This window comes from Pseudomonas asplenii, from assembly GCF_001293465.1.
Classification (GTDB): domain Bacteria; phylum Pseudomonadota; class Gammaproteobacteria; order Pseudomonadales; family Pseudomonadaceae; genus Aquipseudomonas; species Aquipseudomonas fuscovaginae_B.
Map to the genome: position 1 here is coordinate 307,236 of NZ_JSYZ01000001.1, position 20,267 is coordinate 327,502.

Annotated in this window: 19 protein-coding genes; 6 read left to right on the forward strand and 13 right to left on the reverse strand. The window is 64.8% G+C overall.

The genetic code is table 11. The features are described 5' to 3' along the window. Positions 1 to 78 precede the first annotated feature (78 nt). Positions 79 to 981, reverse strand: coding sequence for a DMT family transporter (locus PF66_RS01415; protein WP_054060421.1), 903 nt, complete (start codon positions 979 to 981; stop codon positions 79 to 81). Between the two features lie 148 nt (positions 982 to 1,129). Here PF66_RS01415 and PF66_RS01420 point away from each other — a divergent pair, with 148 nt between their 5' ends. Then, positions 1,130 to 2,005 carry a helix-turn-helix domain-containing protein gene (locus PF66_RS01420; protein WP_054060420.1) on the forward strand — a complete coding sequence of 292 codons (876 nt, stop codon included), beginning with the start codon at positions 1,130 to 1,132 and terminating at the stop codon, positions 2,003 to 2,005. A 42-nt stretch (positions 2,006 to 2,047) separates the two neighbouring features. Here PF66_RS01420 and dacB read toward each other — a convergent pair whose 3' ends face one another. From dacB to PF66_RS01445, 5 genes are all read right to left on the reverse strand, one after another. Then, positions 2,048 to 3,568 carry a D-alanyl-D-alanine carboxypeptidase/D-alanyl-D-alanine endopeptidase gene (gene dacB, locus PF66_RS01425; protein ID WP_054061716.1) on the reverse strand — a complete coding sequence of 507 codons (1,521 nt, stop codon included), beginning with the start codon at positions 3,566 to 3,568 and terminating at the stop codon, positions 2,048 to 2,050. Between the two features lie 258 nt (positions 3,569 to 3,826). Beyond that, positions 3,827 to 6,277 (reverse strand): TonB-dependent siderophore receptor, encoded by a 2,451-nt coding sequence (locus tag PF66_RS01430; protein WP_054061717.1) that lies wholly within the window; start codon positions 6,275 to 6,277, stop codon positions 3,827 to 3,829. 174 nt (positions 6,278 to 6,451) lie between these two features. Beyond that, the gene (locus PF66_RS01435) at positions 6,452 to 7,438 is read right to left on the reverse strand and encodes a FecR family protein (protein ID WP_054061718.1); all 987 of its coding nucleotides are present in this window, start codon (positions 7,436 to 7,438) and stop codon (positions 6,452 to 6,454) included. After that, complete coding sequence (locus PF66_RS01440; protein WP_081006049.1) at positions 7,435 to 8,007, reverse strand: RNA polymerase sigma factor; 573 nt, start codon at positions 8,005 to 8,007, stop codon at positions 7,435 to 7,437. The genes PF66_RS01435 and PF66_RS01440 overlap by 4 nt, the downstream gene beginning before the upstream one ends. 336 nt (positions 8,008 to 8,343) lie before the next feature. Beyond that, positions 8,344 to 8,757: an HPF/RaiA family ribosome-associated protein gene (locus tag PF66_RS01445; RefSeq protein WP_054059996.1), complete on the reverse strand. Its 414-nt coding sequence runs from the start codon at positions 8,755 to 8,757 to the stop codon at positions 8,344 to 8,346. Between the two features lie 428 nt (positions 8,758 to 9,185). Here PF66_RS01445 and PF66_RS01450 point away from each other — a divergent pair, with 428 nt between their 5' ends. Next, complete coding sequence (locus PF66_RS01450) at positions 9,186 to 9,509, forward strand: DUF3509 domain-containing protein (RefSeq protein WP_054059997.1); 324 nt, start codon at positions 9,186 to 9,188, stop codon at positions 9,507 to 9,509. Here the strand turns inward: PF66_RS01450 and PF66_RS01455 are convergent. Then, positions 9,506 to 10,705, reverse strand: coding sequence for a DUF1501 domain-containing protein (locus PF66_RS01455; RefSeq protein ID WP_054061719.1), 1,200 nt, complete (start codon positions 10,703 to 10,705; stop codon positions 9,506 to 9,508). The two genes, PF66_RS01450 and PF66_RS01455, sit on opposite strands and share 4 nt — an antisense overlap. 8 nt (positions 10,706 to 10,713) lie before the next feature. Next, on the reverse strand, positions 10,714 to 12,249 hold the full coding sequence (locus PF66_RS01460) for a DUF1800 domain-containing protein (protein ID WP_054061720.1): 1,536 nt from the start codon (positions 12,247 to 12,249) through the stop codon (positions 10,714 to 10,716). A 281-nt stretch (positions 12,250 to 12,530) separates the two neighbouring features. Here PF66_RS01460 and PF66_RS01465 point away from each other — a divergent pair, with 281 nt between their 5' ends. After that, positions 12,531 to 12,875 (forward strand): YXWGXW repeat-containing protein, encoded by a 345-nt coding sequence (locus PF66_RS01465; RefSeq protein ID WP_054060366.1) that lies wholly within the window; start codon positions 12,531 to 12,533, stop codon positions 12,873 to 12,875. Positions 12,876 to 12,903: 28 nt separating this feature from the next. Here the strand turns inward: PF66_RS01465 and PF66_RS01470 are convergent, their stop codons facing one another. After that, complete coding sequence (locus PF66_RS01470) at positions 12,904 to 13,404, reverse strand: phosphate-starvation-inducible protein PsiE (RefSeq protein ID WP_054060365.1); 501 nt, start codon at positions 13,402 to 13,404, stop codon at positions 12,904 to 12,906. Between the two features lie 311 nt (positions 13,405 to 13,715). Between PF66_RS01470 and PF66_RS01475 the strand changes: the two genes are divergently transcribed. Beyond that, positions 13,716 to 13,982, forward strand: a complete 267-nt coding sequence (locus tag PF66_RS01475) for a YebG family protein (RefSeq protein WP_054060364.1) — start codon at positions 13,716 to 13,718, stop codon at positions 13,980 to 13,982. Positions 13,983 to 13,991: 9 nt separating this feature from the next. Here PF66_RS01475 and PF66_RS01480 read toward each other — a convergent pair whose 3' ends face one another. Then, positions 13,992 to 15,011, reverse strand: a complete 1,020-nt coding sequence (locus PF66_RS01480) for a Leu/Phe/Val dehydrogenase (protein WP_054060363.1) — start codon at positions 15,009 to 15,011, stop codon at positions 13,992 to 13,994. A 183-nt stretch (positions 15,012 to 15,194) separates the two neighbouring features. On the opposite strand from PF66_RS01480, the gene PF66_RS01485 reads away from it, so the two are divergent. Next, positions 15,195 to 15,998 (forward strand): SirB1 family protein, encoded by an 804-nt coding sequence (locus tag PF66_RS01485; RefSeq protein ID WP_054061721.1) that lies wholly within the window; start codon positions 15,195 to 15,197, stop codon positions 15,996 to 15,998. Positions 15,999 to 16,016: 18 nt separating this feature from the next. On the opposite strand, the gene maiA is transcribed toward PF66_RS01485, so the two are convergent. Genes maiA through hmgA form a run of 3 tightly spaced genes read right to left on the reverse strand, consistent with a single transcriptional unit; the run spans position 16,017 to position 19,274 of the window. Then, entirely contained in the window at positions 16,017 to 16,655 is a 639-nt protein-coding gene (maiA, locus tag PF66_RS01490) for a maleylacetoacetate isomerase (RefSeq protein ID WP_054060360.1), read from the reverse strand. Between the two features lie 12 nt (positions 16,656 to 16,667). Then, entirely contained in the window at positions 16,668 to 17,972 is a 1,305-nt protein-coding gene (gene fahA, locus PF66_RS01495) for a fumarylacetoacetase (RefSeq protein ID WP_054061722.1), read from the reverse strand. A gap of 3 nt (positions 17,973 to 17,975) precedes the next feature. Then, complete coding sequence (gene hmgA, locus PF66_RS01500) at positions 17,976 to 19,274, reverse strand: homogentisate 1,2-dioxygenase (protein WP_054061723.1); 1,299 nt, start codon at positions 19,272 to 19,274, stop codon at positions 17,976 to 17,978. Positions 19,275 to 19,456: 182 nt separating this feature from the next. On the opposite strand from hmgA, the gene PF66_RS01505 reads away from it, so the two are divergent. Beyond that, positions 19,457 to 20,251, forward strand: a complete 795-nt coding sequence (locus PF66_RS01505) for an IclR family transcriptional regulator (protein WP_054061724.1) — start codon at positions 19,457 to 19,459, stop codon at positions 20,249 to 20,251. Positions 20,252 to 20,267: the final 16 nt, after the last annotated feature.

Below are 20,267 nucleotides of genomic sequence, written 5' to 3' on the forward strand. Positions count from 1 at the left end.
CCTGGCAAGCGTTGAAAACGCCAGCCTAGAAAACCGCGACGGTCGCCGGGCGTTAGCCGGGTATCACGCCGACCGGGCTCATGCTGTCTTCACCGCCACCGCAGGCCGTGGGGCAGCGGGCTTGCGGAACACCAGCACGTTGCCGGCCATCACCGTCAGCAGCCCGAGCAGTGCCGGGGCACTCCAGTGGTAACCCTCGGCATAGGCCGAGACGTTCAGCGCCACCAGCGGGAACAGCACCGTACAGTACGCGGCCCGTTCCGGCCCCATGCGACCGACCAGGGTCAGGTAGGCGGTGAAACCGATCACCGAGCCCGGAATCACCAGGTACAGCAACGAGCCGATATAGCGGGTGTTCCACTCCATGGCGAAGGGAATGCCGCTGAGCAGGCAGTAGGTGCCGAGCATCGCCGCGCCGTAGAGCATGCCCCAGGCGTTGGTGGTCAGTGGCTTGAGCCCGGCCTTCTGCTGCAGGCTGGAAAGCAGGTTGCCGGCCGAGAAGCACAGGGTACCGAGCAACGCCAGGCCGAGGCCCAGCGCGGTATGCGGGCCGGCGCTGTGCCCGGACAGTTCGGGCCAGAACAGCAGGCCCAGCCCCAGCAGGCCCAGGGCGCCGCCCAGCAGCACGTTACGGGCGATCCGCTGCCTGAGGAATACCCGGGCGTTCAGGGCATTCCACAAGGTCGCGGTGGAAAACACCACCGCCACCAGGCCACTGGGAACCCACTGGCTGGCGGTGAGGAAACACATGAAATTTAGGCAGAACAGGCACAGGCCCTGGGCCAGGCAGATCAGGTGACCCCGCCGGTTCATCGGCTGCAGGCGCCGGCTGAGCAGCAACATGACGAACAGCACCAGCGCCGCCAGGCCGAAGCGATAGACGATCGACACCGGAATCGCCACCACGCCCAGTTGCAGTTTCAAGGCGATCCAGGTGGTACCCCAGATCAGTACGGTGAGCAGATAGAGAAAGAGGTTCATGGTGCGGGCTCCTGAAAGTCCGGCCCAGTCTGCGGCCATGGCGCAGGCTCGCGCTTGCATAAACTTGCGCTTTTGTCGCGACGGTCATCGCCTGGGGCTGGCAGCCGGCCCGCGAGGGAGTAGCATGCGAGACGTTGGAGAACAGACCATGTCCGCACTGGATACCCTGCAAGTCTTTCAAGCCCTCAACCGCTCGCCCCATTCGCGCCTGGAACACAGCGCCGAGCTGGGCGACGGGCTGGCGGCCGCCATCTGGAGCAACCACCACGATGCCCAGGATTACGAGGCGCCCGGCCATCACACCCTGTCCTGCTACCTCGCCGGTGGCACCGGCACCTTCCGCCGTGGCCGGCCCGAGACCAAGGGCGGCCCGGACAAGCTGTGCATCCTGCCGGCCGAACACCAGTCCGGCTGGGTGATCAACGGCAGCATCCGGCTGGCGCACCTGTACTTCAGCCCGGAGCAGTTCGCCCTCGGTTGCGTCACCCTGCTGGACCGCGAGCCGCGTGAACTGCAGTTGCAGGAGCACACCTTTCTCGAAGACCCGCAGCAGGCCCGCCGCTTTCGCCAACTGATCGGGCTGGACTGGAACGAACCGGCGGAACGCCTGCTTGGCAGCAGCCTGGCCCATGACCTGCTCGATCATGCGCTGCTCAACCAGGTCGGCCTGCGCCAGGGATTGCGGCTCAAGGGCGGGCTGGCCGCGCATCAGCGGCGCCTGCTGGTGGACTACATCGACCACCGGCTGGAACAGCCGTTGAGCCTTGGCGAGCTGGCCGGGTTATGTACATTGTCCGAATATCACTTCGCGCGGATGTTCCGCCACAGCTTCGGCCTGCCGCCCCACCAGTATGTCCTGGCGCGCCGCCTGGCACGGGCGCGGGTGCTGTTGCGCGGCAGTGCCCGGCCACTCGGAGAGATCGCCCTGGCCTGCGGTTTCGCCAGTGCCAGCCACTTCACCAACCGCTTCCGCCAGGTACTGGGGGCCACGCCCGGCCAGTACCGGCAGGCATTTCTGTACTGAAGGTCGAACACTGCTCCCTGGACTGCCCCCACAGACCAGGGCTCAATCGGTCTTGTTGGCCAGCGCCGTCACCACCTGGTTCTCGATGTCCTTGATCGCCCAGCCGCCCACCCGGTAGTTGTTGGTCAACATGGCGAACACCAGCGGTTGTCCGTTGCCGCTGGTGACGTACCCGGCCAGCGACGACACGCCACGCATGCTGCCGGTCTTGGCGTGCACATTGTTCGCCGCCGCCGTGCCGCGCAGACGCTTGCGCAAGGTGCCGCCGACCATCCGCTCGGGGTTGCCGGCCACCGGCAGCGCCGCGTACCAGGCGTTGAACCAGGGCCGGTTGCGCACCGCCAGCAGCAGATCGCTGAGGGTCCGCGCCGACACCTGGTTACGCCGGGACAGGCCGGAACCGTCGAACTGCTGCAAACCGGCCGGCGAGACGCCCTGGCGCTGCAGGAAACCGCTCACCGCCGCCGCGCCCGCCACCGCCGTGCCGCTGTTGGCGGTCTTGCGGCCCATGGCCTTGAGCAGGATTTCCGCCATGTTGTTGTTCGACAGTTTGAGCAACGGCGGCATCAGCTCCGCCAGCACCGGCGACTGGTGCTCCGCCAGCGGCCGGGCCTGGGCTGGCGTGGTCAGTCCCAGCACGCTGCCACCTTCGACGACGATACCGCGCTGGAGCAGCGCGCTACGGAACACGTCGGCCACCAGCCCGGTCGGCTCCCAGACACTCAGCTGCACCACACGCTCGGCGCCCTTGGGCAAGGCCCCGCTGATCTGCAGCAGGTTGCTGCCGGAGGCCCGGCTGACCACCAGCGGACCACCACGCCCGGTGATCGCGCGATTGGCCAGGGTCATGTAGCGGTTCTCTGGAGTGAAACTGACCCGTGGAGGCTGGCGTACACCCGCGGCCCGCACATTGACCAGGATCGAGCCGGCATCGAAGTCGGCATTCGGCGACACGCTCAACGCGGAAATCTGCGCGGCGAAGTACTGCTGCTCATCCGCCGGGTCCCAGTCGAGCCCGAGGCGCTGGCGGTCGAAAGCGGTGTCGTCGAGGATCAGCCGGCCCCGCACCCGGGTGATGCCCTTGCGGGCGAGATCCGCCGCCAGGGCCTGGTAATCCTCCTGACGCATGCTCGGGTCGCCGCTGCCGCGCAGGTACAGGTCGCCGACCAGCAGCCCACCCTGCTGCACGCCGGTGCTCAGCACGGTGGTGGAAAAACGGAAGTCGGCGCCCAGCACGTCCATGGCCGCCGCCGTGGTCACCAGCTTCATGCTCGAAGCCGGCACCAGCCGGCTTTGGGCGTTGTATTCGCAGACCAGCCTGCCGCTGCCCGCCTCACGCACCACCAGCGAGGTCACCGCCCCCTGCATGACCGGGCTGCGCAGGGTGTTGTCGAGCCCGGCGCAGAAATTCGAACGTGGCAGCGGCAACGGCAACTGCGCCGCCTGCAGGATAACCGTACGCACCGGCTCGGGTGCTGGCGGCGCCTTGCTGGAACAGGCCCCGAGCAATGCGCAGCAGACGACCACGACGCCCCTGCCGGTGAAACCTTGTAGCCAATTCATCCAATGCCCCAACTTCAATTGACACAGACACAGAAGAGCCGCGCGGCAAAGCGCGGCCCATCACTCAACGAGGCACATAGGAGAAGGTACTTATCGAGTCAACAGAAGGAATTATGCGGTAACAGGGCCCCGGGAATCCATGCAGGATAGCCGGCTTTCCCGGGACATGAAGCGCTCGGACAGCTGCGGTTAAGGTGCCAGAGGGTGAAGCAAGGCTCAGCCTGCCGGCGATACCCGGCAGGCGAACCGTATACCTGCTCAGAACTCCAGGGTGCTGGACAGCGAGACCTGCCGCGAATCCCCCATGGAGACGAAGACCCGGCTGGCCGCCGAGGTGTAGTAGGTCTTGTCGAACAGGTTCTTCACGTTGAGCTGGAACTTGACCTTCTGCCCTTCGACCTTGGTGTCATAGGTCGCGAAGGCATCGGCCACGGTGTAGCCCGGCAGTTCGAAGGTGTTGGCCACATCACCGGCACGCTCGCCGACATAACGGGCCCCGGCGCCGACGCGCAGCTGGTCGCCACCGATGATCGTGCCGAAGTCGTAAACCGCCGACAACGAGCCGCTGTTCTTCGCCACGTTCTGCAGGTCGTTGCCCTGGAAGTTGGCATCCCGGGTGACCTGGGCATCGGTGTAGGCATAGCTGCCGATCACGCTCCAGCGGTCGCTCAACTGGCCGCTGACATCCATTTCCAGGCCACGGGAACGCACTTCCCCGGCCACGCTGTAGACGTTGGTCGCGCCTTCGGCGACGGTGACCAGCACGTTGCGCTTGTGGATATCGAACAGTGCCGCGGTGGCGGTCACCCGGCCCGGCATGTCGAGCTTGGCGCCCAGTTCCCAGGACTTGGACTCTTCCGGATCGATCGAGCCGTCGAGAACCAGGCGCTGGGTGCCGGTGGTGAACAGCGGGGCAATGGTCGAGTTGGGCTTGAACGACTCGGTGTAACTGCCATAGAACGACAGCTCGTCGGTGTAGCGGTAGACCAGGCCGTAACGTGGCGAGAACTTCTGCCCGTTGGTATTGGTGTTGACCTGGAACGACTGGCCCTTGCCGGCATATTCGTCGAAGGTCTCGAAACGCCCGCCAGCGACCAGGATCCACTGGTCATCGAGGTGGATCGAGTCCTGCAGGAACACGGCATCGCTGCGCAGCAGATCGGTCTGGGCACTGTCCTTGGCGCTGACGGTGGTTCCCTCCACTTCACGCCCATACACCGGATTGAGGTAGTTGAACGCGCGGCGCTGGTTCTGGCGGATCAGCTCGGCCCGGTAGACCTTGCGGTACTCGTCATCCACGCCGAACACCAGGTCATGCTGCAGGCCGACGAGTTGTACCTTGCCTTCGAGGCTGGCGGTGGTGAAGCGGTCGGTGGTCAGTGCGCCCTGGGTGCCGTCCATGCTGCGGGTCAGGGTGCCGTTGGCATTCACCGAAGTGGTACGCACCTGACTGGCGTCATAGGTCTCGCGGTTCCAGCTGTAGCCGAAGTGGGCTTTCCAGTTGTCGTTCAGGTCGTGGTCGACCTCGAAGTGGTAGAGATCGGAACGGCCTTCCATGTCGTTGAACGGCTCGTCCAGGCGGCGGTCGGCCGGAATATTCAGCGGATGGTTGGTCTTCGGGTCGATGGCGGTGCCACGGTCGAACGGGGTCAGGAACTCGCGGTGTTCATAGGCGAACAGGACTTTGGTGTTGTCGCCGAACCAGGCCAGGGACGGTGCGATCAGGGTCTCGCGGTGGGTGCCGAAGTTGCGCCAGTAATCCTCGTCTTCATGATCGACGATCATCCGGTAGGCCAGGTTGCTGTCGCCGATCGCCCCGGTGCTGTCGAGGCTGCCGCCACTGCCGTTCTTGCCCGAGCCATAGGTCGAGCCGCGGATCGTCACCGCATTGTACTGCTCCAGTTGAGGCTTCTTGCTGACCAGGTTGACCACCCCGCCCGGGTCCTGGATGCCGTAGAGCAGCGACGCCGGACCCTTGAGCACTTCGACCCGCTCGGTGGTGGCGTTCAGGGCACGGCCCTGCACCACCGGCATGCTGTCGCGCATGATCGAGCCATTACGATTGTCGCCGAAACCACGGATCATCACCGCGTCCTGGGTGCTGCCGAGGGTGTTGGCCTGGGTGATGCCGCTGATGTTCCTCAACGCATCGTCCAGATTGCGCGGCGTCTGGTCGCGGATGACCTGGGCCGGGACGATGTTGATGGTCTGCGGGATCTCCTGCAGCGAGGCGCTGGAGCGGGCAATCGAGGTGACCTGCGGCGGCTGGTAGCTGGTGCCGCCCCCATCGTTCGGGCGGTTGCCGTTGATGGTGGTGGCGCCGAGGTTCAGCGCACCTTCGGTCGGCAGCGGCTCCAGGGCCAGGGTGTGTTCGTCGGTACGACGGAAGGTGAAACCGGAGTTGCCGAGCAGGCGCTGCATGGCCTGCTCGGCACTCAACTGACCGCTGACCGCCGGGGCCTGCAGGTTGTAGGGCGCCTCATCGGTGTAGACCACGCTCAGGCCGGTGACCCGGCTGAAATCGTTCAGGGCCTGGGGCAGCGGCTTGGCGGCGATGGAAAAGTTGAAGACTGCACTTTGCTGCGTGCTCGCTTCAACCGCCCGGACCACGCTCGACGGCAACAGGGCCAGCCCTGAAACCGCCAGCGCCGAAGCGCCGAGCCACTGTTTGACCGAATTGCCTGCCACCGATTTTGCCTTGGACTTCATGCTGGAGACCCGTGTATAGATAAGCCGTTGATGCGAATGCATCGCACTTTCACCCACTACACGAATGACGTCCGGGTTTACCTCACCTCCTTTTTGAAAATATTTTCAGGGCTCGCAGGGTGATGGCTTGATTATCCGGAGCCGCGGCTGATGCTCAGGTCCAGGCCAGGACACTCAGCGCAACACGATGACCCGCCCCAGCAGACTGTGCTGTTCGAACCCCAGCACGCCCTGCAGCGAATCCAGCACCGCCTGCGGGTCCCGATTGGGGAAACTGCCGCTGATCCGCCGCGCCGCCAGGGCGTCGTTGAACAGCAGGATGCGCCCCGGGTAGTAGCGTCGCAGGTCGTCCACCACCTCGGCCAGCGGCGCCTTCGAGTAGTTCAGCCAGCCCTGGCGCCAGGCCAGTTGCAGATCGCTGTCCACCGTCTGCAGCGGTTGCGCCGCGCCGTCGGCATAGGCCTGCTGCTGGTTGGCGGTCAGCACCTGTTGCGCCGCGCCCTGAGCGGGCGTAACCCCGACCCGCCCGGACAGCACGGTGACCCGCGCGCCCTCGCCCTGCAGGCGGACCTCGAACTGAGTCCCCAGTACCCGCACCTCGCCGCCCCTGGCCTCGACCACGAACGGCTCGCCGGTGTGGCTGACACTGAAGAACGCCGAACCACGACGCAGCCGAACATGCCGCTCGCCGCCGCGCAAATCCACGGCGATGGCACTGTCGGTGTCCAGGGTCACCTCGGAGCGATCGGCCAGGGTCACCGTACGCACCTGCCCCGGCGCCGACACATAATCCGCGCCCAGATCGTCGAGCCAGCGCTGCGGCTGCCAACCGGCGCCGATGGCGATCATCAACAACAGGCAAGCGGCCATTGCCAACGGCCCGGACCAGCGGCGCAAGACGCTACGACGCGGACGGTCCATTTCCCTGAGCAACCCCTGCAGGGCGAAGGCCTCTTCCTGCGCCAGGCGGCTGGCCGGCACCTCACTCAGTTCCCAGAGCACCTGGGCCTGGGCATAGGCCTCGGCATGGGCCGGATCAGCCTGTAACCAACGGCTGAACATCGCCTGCTCGGCGCTGCCGGGCTGGTCGTGCAAGCGGCTCAACCAGACCAGCGCGGCCTGTTCCTGAGCGGGCGTCACCTGGACGCTGGAGCGGTTCATTTCGAGGCATTCCCTGGCGTGCGCGGTATCTGGGGATCACGAAGGCTGGCCTTGCAGGCTTCGAGGGCGCGCATCATATGTTTTTCCACGGCACTTTGGGACAACCCCATGGCCCGGGCGATCTCGGCGTACTTGCGCCCATGGATGCGGTTCAGCAGGAAAATCTGCCGCGTGCGCTCCGGCAGCGCCCGCAACGCCGCTTCGACATGCCGCAGGTCATTGCCGGCTTCCAAGGCCGCCTCGGGCTCGTGGCTCTCGGTGGGCTGCTCGGGCAACCAGCCTTCATTGACTCGCACCCGGGCCCCCTCGCTGCGCAGATGATCGATGGCAATGTTGCCGGCACAGCGCAGCAGGTAGGTGCTCAACTCCTCCACCTGCACCAGCGGCCGGCGCCAGAAGCGCAGGAACAGGTCCTGCACCAGGTCGGCCGCCGTCGCCCGACAGCCGACGCGGCGGCTGACCAGGGCTTCCATCTGCGAACGCTGGGAGAGGAATACCCGCAGGAAATGCGCGCGCCCGGCACTGCTTTCCAGGTCATTGCCTTGTGGCGATTCGGGTGGCGTCAGCATCAGGTTCAAGCCAGCACTCGCGCAGCCGCCGGGCGGGACACCAGGCCCTGCGGCGCCGCGTTCACCTGCGAAGAGGCAAGCAGACCATAGGAAACCGACAGCCCATCAGCGCTGCTATTCATGGACCAACCTGGGAAAAGAGGAAGAAGCGAGAGACGACAACGGGGAAGTCTCCGATGAGTCGCGACAAATGGTCAGGCAATACTAATGATAAATATTCTCATACGCAAAGGTACCAAACGAATATTTCATTGATCATCAACGACACCGCGATGGAGATTACGTCAGGCAAAAAAAGGGCCTGCAAATGCAGGCCCTTTTTTTCAGCGCTGACGGTCAGCCATTGGCGGCCAGGCGTACGCGCTCTTTCTCTTCGAACTCCTCTTCCAGAAGGGCATCACCCAGGTCGCGGCGCTCGCCCCTGACGATGGTGGCGCGCTTGGCCGCCAGTTTGCCGAACAGGTGTTCCAGTGCATGCTCCAGTTTGCTGGACGCGCCGTCGATCGCCTGTTCCAGCGTATCGGCCTTATGGGTGACGGAAATCGGTTGGCGGCCTTTTGGCCGGGCTTCGATCTGGCAACGAATATCGTGGGGGCCGGGCTTGTCGCCGTTCTCATCCCCGAGGTGGACTTCGACCCGGGTCAGGTCGTCTTCGTAGCGTTCGAGCGTGCTCTCAACGGTCGTACGGACCCACTCCTCCAGTCGTTTGCTGCTTTGAATATGGTTATCACTATTGACTTGGATTTGCATAGTTCTTCCCTTATTTCAGCTAGCTCGCAAGAGGTTCGCCGCACCGCTGGAGGCAGTGCGAAACATAGCCTCTTGTCTACAGAGTTGGGCAGCTGGAAAAACAATTCAAGCCCTTTGAAAAGATAAATATTTTTCGACAAAAAAAGCCGGACAAGCCGCAAAAGCACTGGTATGGTCGGGAATTGGGTCAGGCCTTAGCATCTGAAATTTCCCGACACAACGTCAGCTGAAAATCCCCACCGAATCGACCTCCCCGCTCATGGCGAACGCCCCGCCCGCGATCCGGCACAGGGCTTGCTTTGTCATTCTCCAGTTCGACGGTTCCGGCATGAAGCCAGGACCACGGATGGCCAGTGGTCCGGAATAACGAACCAATCCGGTTTCCACGTAGTCAATGCCTGCATGTTCCGATCAGAACGGTGAAAACCATGGACAATCCCTTCCAGTTGATCAACGACGCCTTCCAGCCCGAGTACCGGGTCAACCTGAGCCTGCAGGGCCTGGATGGCAGCATCCTGCTGACTCTGTCCAATGCCGACGGCGTGGTCGCCAAGCGGATGATCAGCCCGGCGCAACGCAACGACCCGCAGCGCCTGAAACGCCTGATACAGAGCGTGCAGTTCGGCATTGCCATCGAGCAGGGCCACAGCGCCCTGGAGATTCTCACGGCCATGACCGACGACGACAATCTCAAGCTGCTGGCCCGCCCTGCCAGGCTTCCCCGGCCGGAGCTCGGCTACCTGGCGATCTAGACCAATTGCAGCCCATTGGGGCGCGCGCCGGGGAAAACGACCTGCAACTGCGCAGCGGACATTCCCCAGGTCCGCCCCAGCAGCCCACCCAGCAGGTCACGGTAGTTGTTGAGCACCGGATAGTCGCGGTTCTGCAGCAGGCCGGCCGCGTTCACCGCCACCTGCTCTCCGCCGATCCGCCCGCCCCGCACGCTGCCGCCCAGCACCCAATACACCGTGCCGTGCCCGTGGTCGGTGCCGCGGTTGCCGTTCTCGCGAAAGGTTCGGCCAAACTCCGAAACCACCACCACCGTGGTGTCTTTCCACTGCTCGCCCATGGCCTCGGCAAACGCGGCCAGGCCCTGGCCGAGGTTGGCCAGGTTGTTCGACAGTTGCCCCTGGACGCCCCCCTGATTGACATGGGTATCCCAGCCACCGACATCGACGAAACCCAGGCGGTATTGATCGCGCAACAGGGTGGCGATACGCCGGGTTTCGGCGGCGAAGTTGCGGGCCGTCGGTGCGCCGCGCCCGGCCTTCTGCATTTCCTCCTGCAACTCTCGGGAAACCTGCTGGCGCAGTTCCAGGCCGTCGACGACCGACGCCGCCAGCGGCGTGCCCCGGTACATCGAGGCGAGAATGTTCGACTGGCGCTCATCGAACACCGGGCTGGACAGCCCACGCAGCGACAGGTTGGGGATATCCCGGCCGCCCTGGAAGCTCGCCGGCAGGGCGTCGGTGAAGGCGATCGGCGCGCTGCCGGGGACGGCGCCCGCCAGGCGGGCGAGGAAGCCCGACCGGTAATGGGCCTGCTGCCCGGCCGGCTGCCCGGCCTCGATATTGTCCTGGGTCTCGAAATGGCTGCGGGACAGGTCGTCGGTCCCGGCGAACGGCACAAAGGCGATCTGCTTGCGCTGCCACAGCGGGTAGATCGAATCCCGCAGCACCGGGTTCAGGCCCCAGTGGCCATCCAGGGCGATGGCGCTGTCGGCGTTGTGGGCATCCGGGCGGGCAATCGCCAGACTCGGACGCGACTCGTAGTAGAAGTCGCTGGCGTAGGGCACCAGCAGGTTGTTGCAATCGTAGCCACCGCGCAGGAACACCAGCAGAAAACGCGGGGCCGACGCGGGGGCGGCGAACAGCCGTGTGGAAAACGACAGGCCCGGCAGCGTCACCGCGCCTGCCGCACAGGCCAGCAGAAAGTCTCGACGATTCATCAGGGCACCTAGCGATGGTTGAAGTCGGGGGAGGACAGCAGAAAGGTGTTCCACTCCTGCGGCGACCGGGCCTGATTCAGCGCCCCGAGGGTGGCCGCCGACAGATGCGGCTCAATGGCGTCGTAGTACAGCGGCGTGGTGATCAGCGGGAATCCGGCACCGATGCTCTGGCTGCCCTCGGGCGTGAACAGCCGATTGCTGCCCGCGCCAATGGCCCGGGCGATTTCAAAGCGCTTGGACATCTGCCCGGAACTGGCCCAGCCGGCCGCATCGAGCGGCCAGCCATCGGGCGTCAGACGACCGAACAACGGCTCGCCCAGCTGGTTCAGCCAGTTGAGCAGCGGACGCGGATTGGCGATCGGTTTGCCGTCGTAGGCCAGGCGTACGGCCGAGACCACGAACTGCATCGGATCCTTGAATTTCCTGCCGGCGCTGTGCTGCAGCTCCGGCGACTCGAACAGCGTGCCCATGACCTGGGCGATATCGCCGTCGGTGCGCTGAAAGGTGGCGCTCATGCGATCGACCAGGGCCTGCGGTGGCTGATCGGCGACGAAGTATTCGGCCAGCTTGCGCGAGATGAAGCGGGCACAGGCCGGCTGCCGGGTGATCAACTCCACCGCGCGGGTGATCTCGTCGAAGCCGCTGCCGGCTATCGGCTGGCCCAGCAGCACCTTGTCGCTGAAGTCATGCCGGTTGGGGTTGAACTGGAACAGGCCGTCGCGTACCACCAGCGGCGCGACCCGCGGGCCGAACTTCTGCACCCGGCCATCCAGCGGCAGCAGCCCGGCACCGGTGAGGATCAGCGCCAATTGCTGGACGTCCTGCTGGGTATAGCCGGAGCCGACACCCAGGGTGTGCAGCTCCATCAGTTCACGGGCGTAGTTCTCGTTGACCTTGCCCCGGGCGTTCTGCGCATTGTCCAGGTATTCCAGCATGGCCGGGCTCTTGAGCGTCGCCAATACCAGGTCCTTGAACTTGCCCAGCGCGTGCGGGCGGATCACCCGTTCCTCGTAGTCGGCCACCATCAGCCGCACCGAGCCCTTGCCGGCGAAGACGCTGAAGTGGTTGAGCCAGAACCACACCAGCTGTTCCTTGAGCGGGTTGCTGCCGTAGACCGCCCGCAGCAGGACGATCTGCCGGGCCTGGTCGGCGGCGTCGTTGGCCTGTCGCTGCAAGGACTTCTTCGCCTCGGCCTGGGGATCGCCCGTGGGCATCGCCTTGACCTGCTCCTGGGCCTGCCGGAAGGCCAGCAGGGTCGCCTGCAACGGGGTCGCCAGGATCGGATAGGCCTGCAACTGGGCCTCGATGGCGGGCGGCAACGAATCGTGGAGACGATCGTTCAGTTGCGCCTGCAACAGCCCGGTACGGCCCATGGCCCGGAAGCGGGCGACATTGGCTGCATCCAGGTCGAAACCGTCACGCCGCAGCCAGGCCGCATCAGCCGGGCTCAGGGGCGCGGCCGCCGCCATGGCGGCCACGGGGCAGAAAAGAGAGACGAGCAGCCAGCAGCACAGAGGTCGAAAAACAGCACGGGCAAGCGACATGCGGGAGATTTCCTTGCAGGGAAAATATTGTCCACGACAGGACCAGTGTCCATCCGCCTGCCTGTATGAAACCTGACGGCCCCTCACTCATCGGGCCGCCTGAGGCGCCTGACCACGCCCCTTTCATCCCACCCGACAAACGGCAGCCGACACGGAACAAAGCGCCTTCGGGTTCAGCCAACGGACAGACACACACTGTTACAACCTATTCAACGGCCGAACCTGAAAATTCCGTCGTTCACTACAGACACGCCATGCCAGGAAGAGTCCGAGGAGGTCTGATGTTTTTTCGTTATGCCGTGTTGGCCATCGCTGTGGTCGCCGCAGCGGGCTGTGTGCAGGAACGGGTGGTACGTGAACGCCCGGTGATCGTCGAGCGCCCTGCGCCGGTCAGGTACGTCGAGGTGGTGGCGCCACAACCGCCACCGCAGGAAGTCATCGAAGTCGAGCCGGCCTACCGTCCGGGCTTCATCTGGGCCCGCGGCTACTGGCATTGGGATGGTCGCCGCTATGTGGCGGTGCACGGCCACTGGGAGCCGGTGCGACCCGGCTACCGCTACGTGCACCCGCACTGGGAGCAGCGTGGGGATGGCTGGCACCTGCGGGCCGGGATGTGGATCAACTGACCCACGGGAGCGTTCCTGGAAGGCGGGCTCAGAGCTCGCCTTTTTCCACTTCAGGATGTTCGGCCGAACCCTCGCCGACCTTGCGCTGCGGGTGCTCGATCTTCACCGAGGGGAACTGCGACGAGGCGTAACGCACCACCAGGATCGCGAACGCCAGCAGCAGGATCGCCCCGGACACGTAGACCACGCCCATGTCCGGTGGGTTGTGGTGCGACACATTGGAGATCAGCAGGCGGGTCAGCGCGGTGATCGCCACGTAGATCAGGAAGCGCACCGGCATGTGGTTGGTCTTGAAGTAGATCCCGACCATCGCGCCCAGCTCGAGGTAGATGAACAACAGGAGGATGTCATCGATCTTGATGTGCCCCTCCTCGATCATCAGCAGGAACTCCATCACGGCCGCCCAGGCCGTGACCCCACCGATGGCGAACAGTGCCAGGTAATGGAAGGACTCGACGAACAGATTGCCCAGGGACTCGGCCACCTGATGCACGTTTTGCCGCAGTTTCTCGGCCCAATTGATTTTCACGGTGCACGTCCTTAGATCGGCTCGATCGGATGATGCGGGTTGAAGGTGACTGTTTCACTGCACGTAAAAGCCATGCAGAAAAAAGGCCAGGGGCTGGAGTGAGATGGTGACCGCGGCCTTCGAGGCACGTGCCCCCGGCCTATGACGGCGGCTTTGCCCGCGACCGGAAGCCGCACCCCCTGACAAAACCCGAAACAGGTCTACATTAAAAAGCCACTATCCAAACCTCGAGGATTCGCATATCCTCTTAACTGTATATAAATACAGTAATCGTACAAGACAACCTATCGAGAAGGCATGTGAGGTGGTAAATGGCCGTCGAAGTGGTATACCGCAGCAGCCGAGATCTGGAGCGTTTGTTCATGGATAAAGCCGAAGCTGACCGTCATGACAAGATGCTCGAACTGGCCGAATTGCTGGCTGAAGTCCTGCAGAAGGCCGTGCCTTCGCTGAACGAGCAACAGGTGGAAGAAGTCGGCATCTACATGGCGAAGAACCGCGATGTATTCGCCAAGGCCTTCAAGAGCCAGCCGGACGCCCTGTCCGAACTGCTCTCGGCCCCGGCAGACGCCGAGTAACCTGGGACCTCAGCGGTACAGCAGGCGTTCCGCCAGCTCGTCCGCGACCCGCGCTGGCGAGCGTTTTTCCGCCTGGGCATGGGCAAAGACCTCGGTCAGCCGCGCACCGATTCGTGACAGGTGCGCGGTGATGTCCGACAGTTCCCCCCCGTGGTGTCTGAGCGCCACATAGATCAACCCTCCGGAGTTGATCACGTAATCCGGCGCATAGAGGATCCCGCGCTTTTCCAACTGGTCGGCGACGCTCAGGTTGGTCAATTGCGTGTTGGCGGAACCGGCGACAGCCGCACAACGCAACTGCATCACGCTCTGGCTGGTCAGGACGTTGCCCAGGCCGCAAGGCGCGAAGATATCGCAGGGTGTGCTGATCAACGCCTCGGTCGCGACCGGATGGGCGCCCAACTGCTCCATCGCCAACTGCACCTTGCCCGGGTCGTTGTCACTGACCAGCAACTCCGCCCCCACCGCGTGCAGTTGTTCGGCCAGGGCATAACCGACATTGCCCAGCCCCTGGACCGCCACGCGCAGGCCTTCGAGATTGTCGCTGCCCAGGCGCGCCATGGCCGTGGCACGGATGCCGGCGAATACCCCCAGGGCCGCGTAGGGCGAAGGGTCGCCCGCGCTGGTGGTGCTGGTGACATGCCGGGTGTACTGGGCGATGCAATCCATGTCGGCCGTTGAAGTGCCGCTGTCGATCGCCGTGATGTAGCGGCCATCGAGCTGTTCGATACAGCGGCCGAAGGCCTCGAACAGCGCGGCCCGGCTCTCGACATGGGCAGGCCGGACGATCACCGCCTTGCCACCGCCCACCGGGAGGCCGGCGAGAGCCGCCTTGTAGCTCATGCCCTGGGCCAGGCGGATGGCGTCGGTCATGGCGGATTCGTCGTCAGGGTAGGCCAGGTAACGACAACCACCCAGGGCAGGCCCCAGGCGACGGTTATGGATGGCGATCACCGCCTTCAACCCGGTCACCGGGTCGACGCTGAGGTGCAGCGATTCAAGGCGAGTGCTTTGCATGAGAGCAAACATCGAATAGCCCCCCTGATCACTTCTTGTACACAGCGAGTATAGGCCTGCCCGCAAAGAATGCCGAAGTACCGGGGAATAAGCCGGCCAGCATTGCAGGCTTTATGACATAACCCGCCGGGGTGCCCAAACCACTGGACGAAACCCCGCCGCAGCGCTAAAACAGAGCATCTGCCGGAGATTTCGATGAACCCCCGCCAAGCTTTTTTTGCCTGTCTGGAGCGTACGCCGCCCGCGGTGTTCGAAGCGGCGTTGTGGATCGCCGCCGAGCATGATTCCAAGGTGCGGCCCGAAAGCCTGCTGCGCGATTTCAAGGATCTGCAACAGCGGGTCAGCGCGGGGCTGCCACTGCTGCCGGTCAGCGAGCTGGCGCAACCGCTGCTGCGGCGCATGAACGAGCTGGGTTTCCAGCAGGACGAGTTCACCCCGCTACGCCCCCATGCCGCCCTGCTCGACAAGGTCCTGCAACGTCGTCGCGGACAACCGCTGGTGCTGGCACTGATTGCCCTGGAGCTGGCGCGAGGCCTGGAGATTCCGCTGGTGGGGGTCAACTTTCCCGGGCACTTCCTGCTGCGGGTACCGGGCGCGGACCACCTGCTCGATCCCTGCGGCGGCCGCCGTCTCTACCCCAACGATTGCCGTGAGTTGCTCAGCCGCCAGTACGGCCCGACCCTGCTCCTGAGTGCCGAACACATGCAGACGGCGACACCGGTGGACATGCTCCAGCGCCTGTCGCGCAACCTGCGGCAACTGCACCTGGCCAACGATGACTTCCTCGCCGGCCTGCGCGATGCCGAACGGGTCCTGGAACTGGGCCAGGGCAACGCCAGCGACTACCTGGCCCGTGCCAGCCTGTACCAGAAACTCGACTGTCCGCGGGCCGAACGCTATGACCTGGAACGCGCCCTGCTGCTCAGCGACGACCCGATCCAGCGCCTGCGCCTGACCGAACGCCTCGGGCGCATGCCGCCCGATACCGTCGTGCACTGACGGTCCGGGCGACTGACCTCAGGCCGGAGTATCCGGCTGATTGGCCGGGTGAGCCTGGATGAACGCCGGATGCTGCTGTGCCAGCGCCGCGACCCGGCGGATACGCGGATAGGCCTCCAGCGGCACCTTGAAGCGCTCGGCTGCGTACAGTTGCGCAATCAGGTAGACGTCCGCCAATCCCGGCTCATTGCCAAAGCAGTAGCCCGTCTCGCCAATCAACTGCTCGACGGCGGCCAGCCCCTGGGTGATCCAGTGCCCGATCCACTCCTGAACTTTCTGCTCATCATGCCCCCACTGGCGCAGCAGGTTGAGCACGCTGACGTTGTGCAGCGGATGGATGTCGCAGCCGATCAACGCCGCCACCGCCCGCTCCTGGGCCCGGGTCGCCAGGTCGCGGGATAACAGCGGCACCTGTGGATAACGCTCCTCCAGAAACTCGATGATCGCCGACGACTGGGTCAGCAGGTGCCCGGCATCGGTGCGCAATGCCGGCACCCGCCCCTGCGGGTTGAGTGCCAGGTACGCCGGCTGGCGGTGTTCACCGCCCCCCGGCGCGATCAGGTTGACCGGTTGCGCGTGATAGTCCAGGCCCTTGAGCGCCAGGGCGATCCGCACCCGGTAGGACGAGGTCGAGCGGTAGTACGTGTAAAGCTCCATGGCTCGCTCCTCTCAACGCGCCGGCAGGATCCTGCCACGGCATTCGCCGAAGCCGATCGACGCAAAGCCTTCGCGGTGGCAGCGAGCACGCAGGATGACTTCGTCGCCATCCTCGAGGAACCGGCGCACTTCGCCCGACGGCAGCTCCACCACTTTCTTGCCGCCCTCGGTGATTTCCAGCAGGCTGCCGAACTGGCCGGCCTCGGGGCCGGACAGGGTGCCGGAGCCGAACAGGTCGCCGGGCTGCAACTGGCAGCCGTTGACACTGTGATGCGCAACCATCTGCGCCACGGTCCAGTACATGTGCAGGGTGTTGCTCAAGGCCAGGCGCAAGGGTGGCAACTGCTGCTCGCGCATCGCCTCGGTTTGCAGCAGCACTTCCAACTCGATATCGAGGGCACCGGTTTCCCGGTCCCGCGGGTCGAGCAGGTACGGCAGCGGCTGCGGATCACCCTCGGGACGCGCCGGCTGGGCCTTGCGAAACGGCTCCAGGGCCTCGGCGGTGACGACCCAGGGCGAGATGCTGGTGACGAAACTCTTGGACAGGAACGGCCCCAGCGGCTGGTACTCCCAGGCCTGCACGTCACGCGCCGACCAGTCGTTGAGCAGACAGAAGCCGGCAATATGCTCCGCGGCGTCGGCGATGGCGATCGAGTCGCCCATGGCATTGCCCTGGCCGATCCAGATCCCCAGCTCCAGCTCGTAGTCCAGCCGGGCGCAAGGGCCGAACACCGGTTCGCTCTGCCCGGCAGGAAGGGTCTGCCCCTTGGGCCGACGTACCTCGGTACCGGATGGACGTACGGTCGAGGCCCGGCCGTGGTAGCCGATCGGCACATGCTTGTAGTTGGGCAGCAGCGGGTTGTCGGGGCGGAACAGCTTGCCGACATTCTGCGCGTGCTGGATACCGACGTAGAAATCGGTGTAATCGCCGATCTTCGCCGGCACGTGCATGACACAGTCCGCCGCCAGCGGCAGCAGCTTCGCCCCTTCGGCTTCGATCCGGCCCCGCAGGCTGCTGTTTTCCCCGAGCAGTTCCAGCAGGCGCTGGCGCAGGGCCTGGCGGGCACTGCGGCCGAGCTCGAAGAAGGCGTTCAGTTGACCGCCACGGGTGGCTTCGACCGCGGCCTTGGCCGCACCGTCGAACAGACCGGCTTCCAGCGCCGCCTGCAGGTCGAAGATATGCTCGCCGATCGCCACGCCGCTGCGTGGGGCCGAGCCCTTATGGCTGAAGATGCCCAGTGGCAGGTTCTGCAACGGGAAGTCGGCATGCCCGTTGGCGGATGCGACCCAGCTGCGCGCAAGGTTGGGTTGAGTCATGGGTTATCTCCGATCCGGGGTGAAGGTGTTGGGCAGGCTTGCCCAGCAGGCGTCGTAATTGTTCTGCAACTGTGGGCAGTCGAGGGCGAAGCGGCTCGGACGCAGTACCTGGCTGGTCTCGAACATGAAGGCCATGGTGTTGTCGATCTTGCTCGGCGCCAGCTCGGCGGCGATCGCCTTGCTGCAGGTCTCGCCGTCCGGCCCATGGGCGCTCATGCAACTGTGCAGGGACGCGCCGCCGGGCAGGAAACCTTCGGCCTTGGCATCGTAGGCGCCCTGGATCAGCCCCATGAATTCGTTCATCAGGTTACGGTGGAACCACGGCGGACGGAAGGTGTTCTCCGCCACCATCCAGCGCGGCGGGAAGATCACGAAGTCGAGGTTGGCCATGCCCGGCACGCTGGTCGGCGAGGTCAGCACGGTGAAGATCGACGGGTCCGGGTGATCGAAGCTGACCGTGCCGATGGTGTTGAAGCGCCGCAGGTCGTATTTGTACGGCACGTTGTTGCCATGCCAGGCGACCACGTTCAGTGGCGAATGATCCAGCTCGCAGCCCCACAGCTCGCCGAGGAATTTCTGCACCAGGGTGGTCGGCTGCCGGCGGTCCTCGTAATGGGCCACGGGCGCGAGGAAATCGCGTGGGTTGGCCAGGCCGTTGCTGCCGATGGGTCCCAGGTCCGGCAGGCGCAACGGCGCGCCGTGGTTCTCGGCGACATAACCACGAGCCGTTGCATCGAGCAGTTCGATGCGGAATTTCAGGCCACGGGGCAGCACGGCGATTTCCAGCGGTTCGAGTTCCAGCACCCCCAGCTCGGTGGCGATGCGCAGGCGCCCCTGTTCGGGTACCAGCAGCAGTTCGCCGTCGGCGTTGAAGAACACCCGCTCCATCGAGCGGTTGGCGCGATAGCCGTAGACGCTGATGCCGGCCGGTTTATCCGCTGCCGAGTTGGCGACCATGCTCACCAGGCCATCGATGAAATCCGTGGGTTGCTCCGGAATCGGCAACGGGTTCCAGCGCAGGCGATTGGGCGTGACCTCGCCCAGAGGGCCGCCGGCCAGCTGTCGCTCCAGCTTGGCGAACGCCGGATGGTTGGCCGAGGGCTGTATGCGATACAGCCAGGTGCGCCGGGCTTCGCTGCGGGCCATGGTGAACGCGGTGCCGGACAGCAGCTCGGTGTAGAGCCCGTAGGGGGCTTTCTGCGGCGAGTTCTGGCCGACCGGCAGCGCGCCGGGCAGCGCCTCGCTGCTGAATTCATTACCGAAGCCGGACTGGTAGGCCAGCGTCGTGGGGTCGAGGTTCATGGAGCCTCCTGGTGGAGTGGACCCGTGCCGGCTCCCCCAATCACGGACAGGCAGCAAGGTCGGTTGTTTTTATTGGATCGAAATTTATGAATTGCGTAATTCGATTATGCAAAACGTAATTTGATTGCCTGTGCTCGTCAAGCTATAAAGACGCCCATTCGTCCCGGGATCACATCGCCTCCATGGAAAAGCCGCGCAGCAGCGACAGCAACGCCAAACAGAAAGTCCGCTCGGCCGAGGTCGGCACCGATATCCTCAAGGCCCTCGCCGAGCTGTCGCCCAGCACCTCGCTGTCGCGCCTGGCCGAGCATGTGCAGATGCCGGCGAGCAAGGTGCACCGCTACCTGCAGGCGCTGATCGCCAGCGGTTTCGCCGAACAGAACGTCGCCACCAATCACTATGGCCTCGGTCGCGAGGCGTTGCGGGTCGGTCTCGCGGCGCTGAACGGCATGGATGTGCTGCAGGTGGCGGCGATGCCCCTGGCGGAGCTGCGCGATGACCTGAATGAAAGCTGCTTCCTGGCGGTCTGGGGCAATCACGGGGCGACCGTGGTGCATATCGAGCCGGCGGTGCGTGCGGTGACCGTGGTCACGCAGTTGGGCTCGGTGTTGCCGCTGCTCAGTTCATCCACCGGCCTGGTGTTCAACGCCTTCCTGCCGGATCGCGAGACCGTCGACCTGCGCGAGGCCGAGCTCAAGGCCGGCCACCCGCATCCCCTGGCCGATGCCGCCACCTACGCCGCGACCTGCGAACAGATCCGCCAGCGTGGGCTGCACTTCGTCCATGGCCTGCTGATGCCGGGGGTCGATGCGTTGTCGGCACCGGTGTTCAATGCCCTGGGCCAGGTGGTGGCGGTGCTGACGGTGGTGGGCCCGACGTCGCTGTTCCATGCCGATGAAAACGGCCCGGCGGCCAAGCGCCTGCTGGCGGCCAGCGAGGCGATCAGTTGGCGCATGGGCTACCAGAAAAGCCAGTGACTGTGGGAATGCAGTG

Bases quoted from the DNA above. Each gene is read 5' to 3' on its own strand.
- PF66_RS01415 (WP_054060421.1), bottom strand. From the start codon at position 981: ATGAACCTCTTTCTCTATCTGCTCACCGTACTGATCTGGGGTACCACC.
- PF66_RS01420 (WP_054060420.1), top strand. From the start codon at position 1,130: ATGTCCGCACTGGATACCCTGCAAGTCTTTCAAGCCCTCAACCGCTCG.
- dacB (WP_054061716.1), bottom strand. From the start codon at position 3,568: ATGAATTGGCTACAAGGTTTCACCGGCAGGGGCGTCGTGGTCGTCTGC.
- PF66_RS01430 (WP_054061717.1), bottom strand. From the start codon at position 6,277: ATGAAGTCCAAGGCAAAATCGGTGGCAGGCAATTCGGTCAAACAGTGG.
- PF66_RS01435 (WP_054061718.1), bottom strand. From the start codon at position 7,438: ATGAACCGCTCCAGCGTCCAGGTGACGCCCGCTCAGGAACAGGCCGCG.
- PF66_RS01440 (WP_081006049.1), bottom strand. From the start codon at position 8,007: ATGCTGACGCCACCCGAATCGCCACAAGGCAATGACCTGGAAAGCAGT.
- PF66_RS01445 (WP_054059996.1), bottom strand. From the start codon at position 8,757: ATGCAAATCCAAGTCAATAGTGATAACCATATTCAAAGCAGCAAACGA.
- PF66_RS01450 (WP_054059997.1), top strand. From the start codon at position 9,186: ATGGACAATCCCTTCCAGTTGATCAACGACGCCTTCCAGCCCGAGTAC.
- PF66_RS01455 (WP_054061719.1), bottom strand. From the start codon at position 10,705: ATGAATCGTCGAGACTTTCTGCTGGCCTGTGCGGCAGGCGCGGTGACG.
- PF66_RS01460 (WP_054061720.1), bottom strand. From the start codon at position 12,249: ATGTCGCTTGCCCGTGCTGTTTTTCGACCTCTGTGCTGCTGGCTGCTC.
- PF66_RS01465 (WP_054060366.1), top strand. From the start codon at position 12,531: ATGTTTTTTCGTTATGCCGTGTTGGCCATCGCTGTGGTCGCCGCAGCG.
- PF66_RS01475 (WP_054060364.1), top strand. From the start codon at position 13,716: ATGGCCGTCGAAGTGGTATACCGCAGCAGCCGAGATCTGGAGCGTTTG.
- PF66_RS01480 (WP_054060363.1), bottom strand. From the start codon at position 15,011: ATGTTTGCTCTCATGCAAAGCACTCGCCTTGAATCGCTGCACCTCAGC.
- PF66_RS01485 (WP_054061721.1), top strand. From the start codon at position 15,195: ATGAACCCCCGCCAAGCTTTTTTTGCCTGTCTGGAGCGTACGCCGCCC.
- maiA (WP_054060360.1), bottom strand. From the start codon at position 16,655: ATGGAGCTTTACACGTACTACCGCTCGACCTCGTCCTACCGGGTGCGG.
- fahA (WP_054061722.1), bottom strand. From the start codon at position 17,972: ATGACTCAACCCAACCTTGCGCGCAGCTGGGTCGCATCCGCCAACGGG.
- hmgA (WP_054061723.1), bottom strand. From the start codon at position 19,274: ATGAACCTCGACCCCACGACGCTGGCCTACCAGTCCGGCTTCGGTAAT.
- PF66_RS01505 (WP_054061724.1), top strand. From the start codon at position 19,457: ATGGAAAAGCCGCGCAGCAGCGACAGCAACGCCAAACAGAAAGTCCGC.